This window comes from Bacillus sp. GW823-FHT06A10, assembly GCF_058795375.1.
Genome location: NZ_JBXAHT010000001.1, coordinates 1,340,075 through 1,354,994 on the forward strand (window position 1 = coordinate 1,340,075; position 14,920 = coordinate 1,354,994).

Sequence of the window (14,920 nt, forward strand, 5' to 3'; positions counted from 1 at the left end):
ATTAGTAGAAGTTTATCGATAAATTTTAGAATATTCTGTTTAATGGAGGGGTAAAATTGGAGTTAGTTATTATATTATTAGCACTAAGTTTACTTATGTTCGTAGCATACAGAGGCTTTTCTGTTATTTTATTTGCACCGATATTTGCATTATTTGCAGTATTTTTGACAGAACCTAGTTATGTATTACCTTTCTTTTCTAATATCTTTATGGAGAAAATGGTTGGTTTTATAAAGTTATATTTTCCTGTGTTTTTATTAGGAGCAATATTTGGAAAAGTAGTGGAAATGTCAGGAATTGCAGATTCTATCGCAAAAACGATTATAGAGTTAGTTGGTGAAAAACGTACTATATTAGCGATTGTATTAATGGGGGCTATTTTAACGTATAGTGGTGTTAGTGTGTATGTAGTAGTGTTTGCTGTTTATCCGTTCGCAGCTAAGTTGTTTCGACAAGCTAATATTCCAAAACGTTTAATCCCTGGAACGATTGTTCTTGGAGCAGTAACGTTTACAATGGATGCGCTACCTGGATCACCACAAATTCAAAATGTAATACCTACAACATTTTTTAAAACGGATATTTATGCTGCACCGATACTTGGGATTGTAGGAGCAATTTTTGTTCTTACATTAGGTTTACTATATTTAGAGAGTAGACGTAAGAAGGCAAAAGCAGCAGGTGAAGGGTATTTTGGTTTTAATAATGGAAATACTGAAATGGCAGCATCTTTGCAATTAGAACAAAAAAATATGCCATTAATTAATAACATTGAAATCACAAGAGCACAACAACTTATTGCATTTATACCACTTATTTTAGTAGGTGTAATGAATAAAGTGTTTACTATTATGATCCCGAAGTGGTATCCAAGCGGTTTTGATTTTTCTGCAATTGGTATGAAAGCATTTGGAAAAGTAGAATTAAGTGCAGTAGTAGGAATTTGGTCTGTAGAATTGGCACTTATTATAGGGATCTTAACAACGTTATTATTATATTGGAAGCGAGTAGTAACAGGTTTCCAAGCTGGATTGAATACAAGTATTGGTGGAGCGCTACTTGCAACGATGAATACAGGAGCTGAGTTTGGATTCGGTGGTGTCATTGCAGCACTTCCAGGCTTCGCAATTATGAGAGATGGTATCTCTGCTACTTTCACAAATCCGTTAGTGAATGGTGCAGTAACGACGAATATTTTAGCTGGAATTACAGGCTCTGCATCAGGAGGTATGGGAATAGTATTAAGTGCAATGGGAGATAAATTTATTGCAGCGGCCAATCAATTTGATATTCCATTAGAAGTTATGCACCGTATCGTATCAATGGCATCAGGAGGAATGGATACACTACCGCATAACGGGGCTATTATTACTATTCTTACAGTAACAGGATTAACACATAAACAGTCCTATAAAGATATATTTGCTATTACAATTTTGAAAACGGTTGCTGTATTTTTAGTTATCGCGTTCTATACTTTAACAGGACTCTATTAAAAATTCGAATCGTAAAGATTCATCAAATCGATAATTTATATCATAAAATATTAATTAGGATAAGAAGGGGTGGAGTACTTGCAAGAAGTTTCTGAGTTTCGTATGCCAAAGTCGGTATTATATGGAAGGAATTCGCTTGAAAAACTGGGGGAACAATCAAAAAAGTTAGGGAAAAGAGCTTTTATAGTTACTGATACAATTATGGAGAAATTAGGATATGTTGAAAAGTGTATAAAACAACTAAATAAGAAAAGTATTACTGTTAGTACATATAATAAAGTAGATGCTGAGCCTACAAATATACACGTGTTAGAAGCGTTATCTCTTTGTAAAGAGGAAAAGTGTGATTTTATTATCGGTATTGGTGGTGGAAGTTGTATTGATGCTGCGAAAGCAGTAGCGGTTTTATATACAAATGGTGGAGAAGTTGAGGATTATGTCCAAAAGGATATTGAAATAGAAAACAACCCACTACCACTTATTGCAATTCCGACAACTTCTGGTACTGGATCGGAAGTTACAAGTGTAGCAGTAATTACGAATAAAAAAACAGATGTAAAAATGATGATGAAGCATCCTAGTTTTATACCGAAAGTAGCAATTATAGATCCAGTTTTGACAAGTTCATTACCACCACAAATTACGGCAGCAACAGGAATAGATGCGTTATGTCATGCAATTGAAGCGTATATTTCTAAAGTTTCACAACCACTTACAGATGTACTTGCTCTTTCAGCTATTGAAAGTATTATGAAATATTTACGTATAGCATATGAAGATGGACGTAATATGGAGGCAAGAGAAGCGATGATGATTGCTTCCTTACAAGCTGGAATTGCATTTTCTAATGCATCAGTTACATTAGTTCATGGAATGTCAAGGCCAGTGGGAGCATTATTTCATGTACCGCATGGAATATCAAATGCCATACTATTACCTACAGTGTTAGAGTTTACAAAAACAAGTGCAATGAAAAGGTTAGCAAAAATTGGACGTAGTTTAAATAAGGATTTGTATTCGAATTCTGATGAGGAAGTAGCAGATTACACACTTGGTGAAATAAAAAAACTTTGCTTTGATCTTCGTATTCCAAATTTAAAAGAATACGGAATCGATGAAATTGAATTTGAAAATGCTATTTCTAAAATGGCATCAGATGCAATTGAAAGTGGTAGCCCAGCTAATAACCCACGTGTTCCATCATATGATGAAATCAAAGAGCTGTATCGAGAGTGTTTTAATTATAAGTATAAAGAATTCATAAAAAAATCAGATTACTAATTTCAGAATATTCTATAAAAATTTCCTTGGAAATGAAAGTAGAATTATTCTTTATTATTTCCGTATTTCCGTTAAAACAAGACTTTATATTCCAAACTTAAAGTCTTGTTTTATTATGTATAATATACATAATAAAACATTGCTATTAGTTTTATAAAAATAGTTTAGGTAGGTGTTTGTATGAAAACGATAGGTCTTATAGGTGGTATGAGTTGGGAATCAACTTCTGAATATTATCGAATTATTAATGAAGAAATAAAAGAGAGATTAGGAGGGCTACATTCAGCAAAATGTTTGATTAATAGTGTGGACTTTGAAGAGATTGAAAGATTCCAGTCTAGAGGAGATTGGAATGGAGCAGGTGAAGTTTTAGCGAATGCGGCGTATTCATTACAGAAGGGAGGAGCGGACTTTATAATCATTTGTACAAATACAATGCATAAGGTAGTTGGAAAAATAAAGGAGAAAATTGATATTCCAGTCTTACATATTGCCGATGCAACTGCAAAAGAAATTAAAAGAAAAGACATTCAAAAGGTTGGTCTGCTTGGAACTAAATATACAATGGAGCAAGATTTCTATAAGTCACGTATAGAAGAAAATAATATAAAAGTAATAGTACCATCAGAAAAAAATAGAAAAGAAATAAATAAAGTAATATATACAGAATTATGTTTAGGAAAAATAGTATCTCAATCTAGAGAATATTATAAAAGAGTCATGGAAGAGTTAGTGCAAAAAGGAGCACAGGGAATCATATTAGGTTGTACAGAAATAGGGTTATTAATAAAGCAAGAAAACGTATCTGTCCCGATATTTGATACGACTCATATACATGCAATTGAAGCAGTCAAGGTAGCTCTAGATAGATTATAATTATATTATGTAAACTTAATTCATATATCTGGAAAACATTCAGAAAATATTTTATAATGTAAGTGGTTACATTTAAGGGGGAATGCGTATGTTTTCAGTTCAACCAATCGCATTTGTACATAATGAAAGAAAGGAAATAAAAGATGATGAGTGGGGAGAAGTAAGATCCCGTATAACTTTAACTGAAATGTATGCAGAAGAAAGTATACAAGGGATTGAAGATTTTTCCCATATTGAAGTTGTTTTTTATTTTCATAAAGTAACTGACGAGCAAATTCAGTATTTTGCTAGACATCCTAGAAATAATAAAGATTATCCTGAAGTAGGTATTTTTGCACAGCGCGGAAAAAATCGCCCGAATCGCATAGGTGTAACAATTGTAAAGGTGATCAAAAGAGAAGGTAAATCAATTATTGTTGAGGGATTAGATGCTATTAATGGTACTCCTATATTGGATATAAAACCAATAATGAAAGAGTTTATACCGAAAGAAGAAATACACCAGCCTAAATGGGCAACGGATATAATGAGACAGTATTGGAAGGGGAATGGAGTAAAATGAGAATATATGAGGCAACAATTGCAGATTTAGATGGACTAGCATCAGTTTTTAATAACTATCGCATGTTTTATAGGCAGGATTCTGATTTAGAAGGTGCAAAAGTATTTTTACGAAATCGAATTGAGAAAAAAGAGTCCGTTATTTTCGTAGCAGTTGAAGACGGCGAATATATTGGGTTCACACAACTATATCCATCATTTTCTTCCATTTCAATGAAAGAATTATGGATTTTAAATGATTTATTTGTACAAGCGGCGAAGCGTGGAGCCGGAACAGGTAAAAAATTATTAGAAGCTGCTAAAGAATACGCATTAGAGAATGGAGCAAAAGGTGTAAAATTGCAAACAGAGATTGATAATTTATCAGCACAACGATTATATGCTGAAAATGGTTATTTGAGAGATAATCGTTATTTCCATTACGAATTAACGTTTTAAAAAATTAAGTTGAAAGAGACATTTTCAAGAAAAAGAATTTCTTTGTAATGAGAAATTCTTTTTTATTTTTGCCTAAATTAAACATGGTAAAAACGATATTTATTTATTGTTAAACAATAAATGATATGATAAAATTATGTTATCATTAAATAAATGAGGTATTGTAAATGAATCTTAAACGTAGTTCAACAACGTTCTTAAAAGTAATTATTTTTCTTGTTGGAATTGCAGTACTTGCTTTATGCATATTTTTAGTGCCGGAAATGGCGAATTTCGCAGCGAATTTGTATCCTAATATTACTCTGATAAAATATCTTGCTTTCATTGTGATGTATGGAGCAGCTGTGCCTTTTTACGTTGCTCTTTATCAGGCTTTCAATCTTTTACAGTACATTGATGAGAACACAGCGTTTTCGGAATTATCTGTAAAGTCGTTAAAGAATATAAAGCGCTGTGCAGTTACAATCAGTGGTTTGTATGTATTAGGTTTACCACTTTTTCATTTTATAGCGAAAAAAATGGACCCTCCTATTGGGTTAGTGGGACTTATTATCGTTTTTGCTTCGCTCGTTATCGCTGTTTTTGCTGCTATTCTTCAACGCCTTCTACAAGAAGCAATTAACATAAAGTCAGAAAATGATTTGACGGTCTGAGGTGGCGGATATGACAATTATTATTAATATTGACGTCATGTTAGCAAAACGAAAGATGAGTGTAACGGAACTTTCGGAGAAGGTTGGAATTACGATGGCGAATCTTTCTATTTTGAAAAATGGGAAAGCAAAAGCGGTTCGTTTTTCAACATTAGAAGCGATATGTAAAGCTTTGGAGTGTCAGCCAGGGGATATTTTGGAGTATAAAAACGATGAGAATACTCAATAAAAAAAGATAACAAATGTAAATAATAGAAGTCAATAAAGAAGGGATAGCCACTAAGCTATTCCTTCTTTACGTTAATTGCTGTTACTAATAAAAAATAAAATTTGAATTGCAATGTTTGCTTATCAAAAGGGAACTTGCTACCTTTTGAGGTAATCCGTTTTGTGGAAGACAATTATTTGCCAAAAAGGCTATTTTAACTATGTTTTAAATTATTTTGAGTGCATCAAAATCTTCATTTGTATTATAGTTGATTTAAAACCCAGTTTGTTGCATCTTCAAAGTTATCTGCAATGTAGTTTGGTTCAATATGTGCCCATTTGTCTCGGTACGTATGCAAAGCATCATACCCAGCGCCTGTTCGGACTAGAATCGTTGTCGCATTTACTTTTGCTCCTGCAACAATATCAGTCCAGCGATCACCAACTACAGCACATTGTATTAAATCAAGCCCATGTTTTTTTGCTGCTTTAAGCAGCATGCCTGTACTTGGTTTACGGCATTCACAACCATCACCGTGTTTATGAGGACATACATAAATATCATCAAAACCGAAGCCTTCTAATTCTTGTACAAAATCGGCTACAGTTGCTATTCCATCTGCGATACCAGGTTGATTTGTGAAAGAGAAAATTTTTATATTTTTAGCTTTTAGTTTTTGCAAGGATGTTTTTGTGAATGGAAATAATGTAAAAGATCCTGGATAATGTATTGTAGTGTCACCACCAATTGTACCGTCACGATCAATGAAAATTGCTTTAATGTTTGTCATAGTTATAGTCCCTTCAATTATAAGTAGTTTAAAAATGTTTTACAAATCGGTAGCCATTTACTTCATATCCTAATTTTTTGTAAAAAGGATGAGCTTCTACTCTTTTTGTTCCACTAACTAGCCATGTGCCAATGCAATTATGTTTCTTTGCTAATTGCTCTGCATAATCCATCAATACTTGTCCAATGCCTTTCCGTCGTATGTTAGAATCGACGCTAATAATTGAAATCTCTCCATAACGTGTTACATCTTCTAAATTTTCACGTATACGAAATCCAAGTAATCCAAATATGGCTTCTTCTTCCTCGTAAACATATAAAAAATCAAACGGACTCATTTGTACGAATTGTAATCGATTGTTCATATCTTCATAGGAAATAGAGGAACCTTTTAATTCTTTCGTTAAAGAACAAAGTGCGTCTATATCATCTATCGTTGCTTCACGAATTTGAAAAGACATATTATTCACCCCAATAAAATGTAATCAAACATTTAATATTCTGTTAAAAAATGTTTTTTTCCTGCTATGAAAATAAATATTTTATAATGATATACAGATAGTTATATGTTATTCTTTTCCTTGATTGTATTGGAAATGGAAAGAGGGGAAATGCATGTTAGAAGTAAATATCCGCTCAGCCGGATATGAAATAGGCGAAAAAACAATTCATGATATAGCTTTTTCTATCGAAAAAGGTGAACTAGTTGCTCTTATTGGAGCAAATGGTGCTGGGAAGAGTACGACGATAAAAACGATGCTCGGATTACTTGTAAATATGGACGGTGAAATATCATTCGGTGAAAAGAAAAATCCGTATGCATACGTGCCAGAACATCCAACATACTATGATTACTTGACGCTCTGGGAACATATTGAATTATTAATGGCTGCTCGTGGAAGTGAAATGGGAAGCTGGGAAGAACGAGCGGAACAATTATTACATACTTTTCGAATGGATAAGCATAAACATGAGTATTTATCAAAGTTTTCAAAAGGTATGAAACAAAAATCGATGCTAATATTGGCGTTTTTAACTGAGCCAGATTTTTATATCATTGATGAACCCTTTATCGGTTTAGATCCAGTAGCTACGAAAGAGTTTTTAAGTTATTTATATAAAGAAAAAGAGCGCGGAGCAGGAATTTTACTTTGTACGCACGTATTGGATACTGCTGAAAAAATTTGTGAAAGATTTTTACTCATTTCACAAGGTACATTAGTCGCAGATGGACATTTAGAATCTATTCAAATGTTAGCGGAAATGCCGGGTAGCTCATTACTAGACTGCTTTGATGTAATCGTAAGGCGTGAACAACATGATTAAACAACAATTTTATAAAAGATTACGCCATGAGCTTCAGCGGAAGTGGAAGTCTATACGTTCGGTAACAGATTGGACAGTCGCATTATATATTATTATACCAGCACTTATATTTATGGGAATCTATTATAGGTCACTATGGATAAATGAATTATCAACGGAAGAGACGATTTATTTCGGATTAGGATTACTCGCATTTTATCTAGTAACATATCCGAGAGGAGTTCGTTCATTTTTTGAGCAAGCGGATAGTTTATTTTTAATTTCGTATGCAACACATATGCAAAAATTAGTCCAGTATGGCATGATGTACACATTTGTTCGAATAGCGATAACGAATATAATATTAGTCGTTATTATGTTACCGGTGTTGATGAAAAGTATCGGAGTAACAGAGATACAAGTCCTATTATTTTGGGTATTCTTTACTATATTTCGATTTATGATGTCGTTGTTAACGAGATTTATTCATGTACACGCGGAGAAACGATGGGTTTTATGGATTGTAAAAAATGTAGTATTTTCTATGAGCGTGTCCTTTTTTGGAATTAGTTTATTTTTTATTTATAAAAATCCATTTTATTCAATTCTATTTATCGGTTTAGTAATTTTCTTAAGTAGTGTATTAGTAAAAGCGAAAATGAATTATAAAAAGTTCTTTTTTAAAGAAATTGAGAAAGAAAAGGAGGAAAGCATGCGCTGGACGAGCGGAATTATGCAAGTTGGTGGTCATGCGGCTAAACCGAGTAGTTCGAATAAAAAACCGTGGATGTTTCCGTACTCTAAAAGACTTTTAGGAAAAAAAGCTGATTCTCGTATTGTCGAATCTTTTTTGAAAGAATTTTTCCGTACAAGTACTGCACGAATATTTTATATTCAAATTGTATGTATCAGTACTGCAAGTATAATTATGACTCCTAGGTGGATTGCAGCTATTGTTCTCGTATTTGCTGTAGTTGCAATTTCTCGCTATGCACGTGATTATTGGAATGAATTTACGAATAAGATGTTTCTTCATTTATATTGTGATGAAGGGAACTTACTTTTGTTAAGATGGAAGGCAAATCGTTATTTACTACTACCAGCAATACTTTTGTATGGAATAGTTATACTTGCCCAGTTTTATTTATTGCCAGCTGTGATTGGTGGCATTATTTTTATTTTATTAATTGTATGGATTGTATTTTTACCATTAAAAAAGAGCCATTGACGGCTCTTTTTCTAGTCTGTAACACATTGATAAATAAAATATACTAAAACGAGTATGCTTGCGGCGGAATACATGACATCTAAAGTCATCTGATCGCCTCCTTATTATTGTTGTATTTTTATTGTATGAAACCTTACAATTTCATATTCAAGTGAAAAATATGTGAACGTTAACAAAATTGTAAAGTGCAAAAATTACAATCATTTTGTATAATAGAAGAAACCACCGTTATATAAAAAAATAATGAGTGAAAGGGGAGGGAACATAAATGCCAAATTGGTTTAGAAAAACCTTAGTCGCATTAATTACCGTATTTACATTTGGTTTAGTGACGCCTCCTTCCATATTACTTGATAATGCCAAAGCTGCGGACAAGCCTACGAGCACAGCTGGGCAACAAAGTTTGGAGAGCACGTCCTATACATATGAAGAAACGAATGACAGGTTAACCACCGATACTTTTATTACTTATGCAATGCAAGAAGCAGAAAAGCAGTCGATGCAAAAGTTTGGTACTAAAATTGGTCCAGTAATTGAAGATGAGTTTAAAGATGTAATATTACCGAAAATTGAAGAGGCAATTGCTGAGCTTGCTAGTGATGTACCAGAAGATTCACTACAATCATTAGCGATTTCTCAAAAACCAGCTGGTGGAAATAATGAAAAGATTTTTCACGTCTACGATACGAAATCAGGAAATGATTTATTGCGTTTCCATGTAAGAAGAGATCATCCGCCGCAAGATGGTTATTATTTTAATTTCCATTATCACCGTTTTGATGATGGATACTCTGGACATCATGAGTTAGGAAATATTTATTGGAATACGAATGTACCGCCGAAATGGTTGTCTTAAAAAGAACAAGAGAAAATCTTGTTCTTTTTTATTTTTATAGAAGGGACAGACAACTATGTTGTTGAATAACATAGGTTTAGAAAAAAGAAGCAAAAGGAGTATGGAGATGCAAAAATATATTGTTTTTGACTTTGATGGCACATTAGTAGATTCACAAAATATATTTGTACCGATTTATAATCAACTTGCTGAAAAACATGGGTATAAAGCAGTAAAGGAAGACGAAATTGAACATTTACGTAAATTAACGATGACAGAGAGATGTAAACAACTCGATGTACCACTGTATAAATTACCGATATTAGCTTTGGAATTTTATAAATTGTATCAGCCTGCTATAAAAAATCTTGTTTTATTTCATGGGATGAAGGATGTATTAGATGAACTACATAAAACAGGATACGGTATTGCGGTCATATCATCTAACTCAGAAGAGCATATTCGGGCGTTTTTGCACAATAATGGTATCGAAAATATTCAAGAAGTGTATTGTTCTAAAAATTTGTTTGGTAAAGATAAAATGATAAAAAGATTTTTAAAATCGAAAAAGATAACAGAGCAAGATATGTTATACATTGGTGATGAACAGCGAGATGTAGCAGCTTGTAAAAAGGCTGGGGTGAATGTAATTTGGGTATCTTGGGGATATGATGTTATTGAAACAGTGAAAAAAGACGCACCCGATTATATGGTTCATAAGCCGATGGAAATTGTGCAAGTAGTACAAGGAGTGTATTCATCATATTGAATTTTGAGTAGCAAATTTAGAGGAATCCATTTCTTATTATGATAAGTTGTTTCCGATAATTGGATGGAGAAAGTTAAATGAAGTAGCATATAGCACGGGAGAAAGTGAAATATACTTTAAAGAAGTAGATGAGGAAATCGTAAGGACGTTAGGTCCTAGACATATTTGTTATCAAGCTATTCATAGAGAAGTAGTTGATGAAGTAGCAGATTTTCTTTCTAGTACGAAAGTGAAGGTAATACGTGGTCCAATTGAAATGAATCATTATTCAAAAAGGTACTATACGATTGATTTTTACGATTCGAATGGATTTATTGTAGAAGTAGCCTATACACCAAATGCAGAAATGTAAGGGGAATAGATATGAAGATAATTACAGCACGGCAAAACAATATACAAATTGTAAAAGATGCAGCGAATATTGAAGAAATTTCTAAAGGTTTCTCTCCAGATAAGAAATATGTAATTACGAATGCAAATAATGAAAAATATTTATTTCGGACAGGAGATATAAAAGAGTATGAAAGAAAGAAAATAGAGTTTCAAATTTTAAATGAAATGGTAAAACGTAACGTACAGGCACAAAGGCCAATTGAAATAGGTATATTGGAAGAAGAAGGTGTATGCTATAGTATTTTTTCATATTTAGAAGGGGAAGATGCGAAGAAGCTATTGCCTACGTATTCACCAAAAGAACAATATGATATTGGCATAGAGGCAGGAAAAGATTTAGCAAAAATGCATACATATGAAGCTCCTAATGATATACTTCCATGGCATGAAAGAGCAATGAAAAAACATAGTAAATATTTAGAAGCATACAAAACATGCGGAATAAAAATAAAAAATGATGATAAGATTATTAAGTTTATAGATGAAAATGAAATGTATGTAAAGGATCGCCCAAATCGATTTCAACACGATGATTTTCATTTAGAAAATATAATTGTACGGGATGGGAAATATGTAGGTGTAGTTGATTTTAATGGTTATGACTGGGGCGATCCACTGCATGATTTCGTGAAAATTGCACTATTTGCAAGGGACATTAGTATTCCGTATTCAATCGGACAAATAGAAGGATACTTTAATAGGAGAATACCAGAGGAGTTCTGGAAATTATATGCGGTGTACGTTGGCATGACAGTTTTCTCATCAGTTGTCTGGACATTAAGAGCAGCACCACATATGTTGGATGATACGTTAGAGCGTCTTACTATTGTATTGGAAGATCATAAAAACTTTGAGTTATCAAAACCAAGTTGGTTTCAACCAGATAAGATTGATATGAAATAGAAAAGGTAGGTGTGATTTGCACCTACCTTTATTTTTTACCATCAAAATAATTATTTAATTTTCTTAAATGTAAGCGGCTGTGTACTTAACATAGCAGGTACATGTAACTGAAGGGATGGGAATTCACCACGTACATTCATTTCATAAGCGAATAATAAGCTCATTTTCATTTGGAATAAGTCAACTTTTGTAGAGAAGATGTCGTAATGATGATGCCCTAATTGAATATCCATTTCCATAAATTGTACATATAACGAATCATCTCGTTTGTATACTTGTAATGTTCCGTATGCAGGATGTTCAAAAGTACCAGTATAATCCTCTAACTTGTGCGAAGGTGTAGTCCCTTTAATTTGTTCAGGGAGGGATTCAGTTGCTTCTTTCATCATTTCCTTCATTTTTTTAGTATCTTCTACAGCACGTTTATGCCAATCAATGGATTCTAATTCAAGTAGTTCGTCATAAATTTGATTAGCGAGATAAGTAGGAAGTAATGTTCCTCCAGCATTCGTTAAAATGACAAGGCCTATGTTTTCTGTTGGTATAAATGAAACAAGCGCTGAAAATCCATCGATATTACCGCCATGATGAATCACTTTTTTACCACGATAAGCGCTAATAAACCAACCAAGACCGTAACTATTTAATGGAGATTCAGGGAGTGATAAAACCGGTTGGTCTGGAATTGAATTGTGTGGTGTATACATTTGTTGTAATAATTCAGAGGAGATTAATTCATGATCTCCAAATTTTCCTTCATTTAAGTGGAGAAGTACCCAATTTGCCATATCTTCAATTGTGGAATTAATACACCCAGCAGCGCCAACTGTATCGATGTTACGGAATGGAACTGCTTTTATTTCACCGTCATTTTCAATGTAAGGTAAAGCATAATCATCTGTAGTTTGTGAATCGTTAACAGAGAAGTTTGTATGTCTCATATTTAAAGGTTCTAAAATATGTTCTGTAGTGTATTGCTCCCACGTTTGATTTGTAATGTTTTCAACAATGTAGCTAATTGTTGCATACATTAAGTTGTTATATAGAAATGCAGTCCGGAACGGTGCATCAAGTGGTAAATGTTTTATTTTTTCAACGAGATCTTTTCGAGATAAGGAAGAACTATACCAAAGAGCCTCATGACGACTTACTCCAGTTCGATGAGAAGCTAAATCCCGTCCTGTAACTTGTGAGCTAGCAAGTAGTTCAGATAAAGTAAAGTTAGGTATATAAGACTGGATAGGGGTATCCCAATTAAACTTTTTTTGCTGTGCTAACAAGCTTAATGAAAGTGTGCCAAATGCTTTCGTTGAGGAACCGATTGCGAATCGAGTATTCGGTGTAACAGCCTCTTTTGTTTCTATATTACGATAGCCGAAACCTTCTGAAATAATAACTTCACCGTCTTTTATAACAGCGACAGCAGCACCAGGAACATTTAAATCCTTCATCATTTTTTCAACCGCTGTTTGTAAAGAAGTCATAACAGGCGTTTCAATTTTAGACATACTTCTAACCTCCAAATATAAATTTTGTTCTACCGCACTATACTTTCGGTAATAGAAAATGAAAACCTTTTTAAATTTGGAAAGTTAATAATTTTGTAAGAATTAGCGGAAGAAATTTTATTAATTAGGATTATTAAATTTACCATTTTTCATGTTATGATAAATTGCATATACGATTGAAAGAAGGTTTTCCTACATATGAAACATGCTGAAAATGAATACTTAAATTTATGCCGCCATGTAATGGAACATGGTACGAAGAAAGAAGATCGTACAGGGACAGGAACTGTATCTGTATTTGGATATCAAATGCGTTTTGATTTGAGTAAAGGATTTCCTTTATTAACGACAAAAAGAGTACCATTTCGCCTTGTAGCAAGTGAACTACTTTGGTTTATGAAAGGTGATACAAATATTCGCTATTTATTGCAGCATAATAATAATATTTGGAATGAATGGGCGTTTAAGAGCTGGGTAGAAAGTGATGAGTATACTGGTCCTGACATGACGGATTTTGGTCTTCGCTCACAACAAGATGAAGAATTTAAAGTACAGTACGATGAGCAGATGGAATTGTTTAAAAAGAACGTTTTAGAAGATGATGATTTCTCAAATAAATATGGTTATTTAGGAGACGTTTACGGTAAACAGTGGCGAGCTTGGAAAACGACAGCTGGTGAGACACTTGATCAATTAAAAGATGTAATTGAAATGATTAAAAAAACACCAGACTCACGTCGTTTAATCGTTTCTGCTTGGAATCCTGAAGACGTACCAAGTATGGCATTACCCCCTTGTCATACATTATTCCAGTTTTATGTAGCGGACGGAAAGCTTTCTTGTCAGCTATATCAAAGAAGTGGTGACATATTCCTTGGAATACCATTTAACATCGCAAGTTATTCACTACTAACACATTTAATTGCACACGAATGTGGTCTTGAAGTAGGGGAATTTGTTCATACAATTGGTGATGCACACATTTATACAAATCATTTTGAACAAGTAGAAAAGCAATTGGCACGTGAACCACGTCCGTTCCCGAAACTTACATTAAATCCAGATGTGAAATCTGTTTTCGATTTTGAAATGGAAGATTTAACGATTGAAGGATACGATCCGCATCCAGCAATTAAAGCACCGGTTGCAGTATAATTGTAGAGGAGATGAAAAAATGATTGTTTCATTTATGGTCGCAATGGACGAAAATAGAGTAATTGGTAAAGATAATAATTTACCTTGGCGTTTACCGAGTGAATTACAATACGTGAAGAAAACAACGATGGGTCACCCGCTTATTATGGGAAGAAAGAACTATGAAGCGATTGGTAGACCGCTGCCTGGAAGACGTAATATTATTGTAACTCGTAATGAAGGATATCACGTTGAAGGATGTGAAGTTGTTCATTCTGTAGAAGAAGTATTCGAACTATGTAAAAATGAAGAAGAGATTTTTATTTTTGGCGGAGCGCAAATTTACGATCTCTTTTTACCATACGTAGACAAGTTGTATATAACAAAAATTCATTATGCATTTGAAGGAGATACATTCTTCCCAGAAATGGATATGACAAATTGGAAAGAGATTTTTGTAGAAAAAGGTTTAACAGATGAAAAAAACCCGTATACGTATTATTACCACGTATATGAGAAACAACAATAATAAAGAAGATTGAT

Annotated in this window: 17 protein-coding genes and 1 pseudogene; 15 read left to right on the forward strand and 3 right to left on the reverse strand. The window is 33.3% G+C overall.

Going from position 1 to position 14,920, the window contains the following annotated elements:
- Positions 1-56: 56 nt before the first annotated feature.
- From AC1Q8M_RS06930 to AC1Q8M_RS06960, 7 genes are all read left to right on the forward strand, one after another.
- A complete protein-coding gene (locus tag AC1Q8M_RS06930) occupies positions 57-1,496 on the forward strand; it encodes a GntP family permease (protein ID WP_000424331.1) in 1,440 nt (479 codons plus the stop codon).
- A gap of 78 nt (positions 1,497-1,574) precedes the next feature.
- Positions 1,575-2,777: an iron-containing alcohol dehydrogenase gene (locus AC1Q8M_RS06935; protein ID WP_001158665.1), complete on the forward strand. Its 1,203-nt coding sequence runs from the start codon at positions 1,575-1,577 to the stop codon at positions 2,775-2,777.
- A gap of 180 nt (positions 2,778-2,957) precedes the next feature.
- Positions 2,958-3,653, forward strand: a complete 696-nt coding sequence (locus AC1Q8M_RS06940) for an aspartate/glutamate racemase family protein (RefSeq protein ID WP_000848578.1) — start codon at positions 2,958-2,960, stop codon at positions 3,651-3,653.
- A gap of 88 nt (positions 3,654-3,741) precedes the next feature.
- Complete coding sequence (locus tag AC1Q8M_RS06945; RefSeq protein ID WP_000493251.1) at positions 3,742-4,215, forward strand: SAM-dependent methyltransferase; 474 nt, start codon at positions 3,742-3,744, stop codon at positions 4,213-4,215.
- Entirely contained in the window at positions 4,212-4,652 is a 441-nt protein-coding gene (locus AC1Q8M_RS06950) for a GNAT family N-acetyltransferase (RefSeq protein WP_001223866.1), read from the forward strand. Before AC1Q8M_RS06945 ends, AC1Q8M_RS06950 begins: the two co-directional genes overlap by 4 nt.
- 167 nt (positions 4,653-4,819) lie before the next feature.
- Positions 4,820-5,305, forward strand: coding sequence for a DUF2975 domain-containing protein (locus AC1Q8M_RS06955; RefSeq protein WP_098361424.1), 486 nt, complete (start codon positions 4,820-4,822; stop codon positions 5,303-5,305).
- Positions 5,306-5,315: 10 nt separating this feature from the next.
- On the forward strand, positions 5,316-5,534 hold the full coding sequence (locus AC1Q8M_RS06960) for a helix-turn-helix domain-containing protein (RefSeq protein ID WP_000152534.1): 219 nt from the start codon (positions 5,316-5,318) through the stop codon (positions 5,532-5,534).
- 241 nt (positions 5,535-5,775) lie between these two features.
- Here AC1Q8M_RS06960 and AC1Q8M_RS06965 read toward each other — a convergent pair whose 3' ends face one another.
- Both AC1Q8M_RS06965 and AC1Q8M_RS06970 read right to left on the reverse strand, forming a co-directional pair.
- Positions 5,776-6,303: an HAD-IIIA family hydrolase gene (locus tag AC1Q8M_RS06965; RefSeq protein ID WP_000181780.1), complete on the reverse strand. Its 528-nt coding sequence runs from the start codon at positions 6,301-6,303 to the stop codon at positions 5,776-5,778.
- 28 nt (positions 6,304-6,331) lie between these two features.
- Entirely contained in the window at positions 6,332-6,763 is a 432-nt protein-coding gene (locus AC1Q8M_RS06970; RefSeq protein ID WP_000009776.1) for a GNAT family N-acetyltransferase, read from the reverse strand.
- Between the two features lie 154 nt (positions 6,764-6,917).
- Between AC1Q8M_RS06970 and AC1Q8M_RS06975 the strand changes: the two genes are divergently transcribed.
- The 6 genes and pseudogenes from AC1Q8M_RS06975 (at position 6,918) to AC1Q8M_RS07000 (ending at position 11,735) form a co-directional block, all read left to right on the forward strand.
- On the forward strand, positions 6,918-7,628 hold the full coding sequence (locus AC1Q8M_RS06975) for an ABC transporter ATP-binding protein (protein ID WP_000895234.1): 711 nt from the start codon (positions 6,918-6,920) through the stop codon (positions 7,626-7,628).
- Positions 7,621-8,835: an ABC transporter permease gene (locus AC1Q8M_RS06980; protein WP_000595455.1), complete on the forward strand. Its 1,215-nt coding sequence runs from the start codon at positions 7,621-7,623 to the stop codon at positions 8,833-8,835. The genes AC1Q8M_RS06975 and AC1Q8M_RS06980 overlap by 8 nt, the downstream gene beginning before the upstream one ends.
- A 268-nt stretch (positions 8,836-9,103) precedes the next feature.
- A complete protein-coding gene (locus tag AC1Q8M_RS06985) occupies positions 9,104-9,691 on the forward strand; it encodes a YpjP family protein (RefSeq protein WP_001134421.1) in 588 nt (195 codons plus the stop codon).
- Between the two features lie 106 nt (positions 9,692-9,797).
- Positions 9,798-10,439, forward strand: coding sequence for an HAD family hydrolase (locus tag AC1Q8M_RS06990; RefSeq protein WP_001174995.1), 642 nt, complete (start codon positions 9,798-9,800; stop codon positions 10,437-10,439).
- Positions 10,426-10,791, forward strand: a pseudogene (locus tag AC1Q8M_RS06995) (VOC family protein). The gene AC1Q8M_RS06990 and the pseudogene AC1Q8M_RS06995 overlap by 14 nt, the downstream one beginning before the upstream one ends.
- An 11-nt stretch (positions 10,792-10,802) precedes the next feature.
- Positions 10,803-11,735, forward strand: a complete 933-nt coding sequence (locus AC1Q8M_RS07000; RefSeq protein WP_000692072.1) for an aminoglycoside phosphotransferase family protein — start codon at positions 10,803-10,805, stop codon at positions 11,733-11,735.
- A 50-nt stretch (positions 11,736-11,785) separates the two neighbouring features.
- Here AC1Q8M_RS07000 and AC1Q8M_RS07005 read toward each other — a convergent pair whose 3' ends face one another.
- Positions 11,786-13,243, reverse strand: a complete 1,458-nt coding sequence (locus AC1Q8M_RS07005; protein WP_000034318.1) for a serine hydrolase — start codon at positions 13,241-13,243, stop codon at positions 11,786-11,788.
- 198 nt (positions 13,244-13,441) lie between these two features.
- Here AC1Q8M_RS07005 and AC1Q8M_RS07010 point away from each other — a divergent pair, with 198 nt between their 5' ends.
- Together AC1Q8M_RS07010 and AC1Q8M_RS07015 are read left to right on the forward strand one after the other, a co-directional pair.
- Positions 13,442-14,398: a thymidylate synthase gene (locus AC1Q8M_RS07010; protein WP_000679600.1), complete on the forward strand. Its 957-nt coding sequence runs from the start codon at positions 13,442-13,444 to the stop codon at positions 14,396-14,398.
- Positions 14,399-14,417: 19 nt separating this feature from the next.
- Positions 14,418-14,906 (forward strand): dihydrofolate reductase, encoded by a 489-nt coding sequence (locus tag AC1Q8M_RS07015; protein WP_000637207.1) that lies wholly within the window; start codon positions 14,418-14,420, stop codon positions 14,904-14,906.
- The last annotated feature ends 14 nt before the right edge of the window (positions 14,907-14,920 follow it).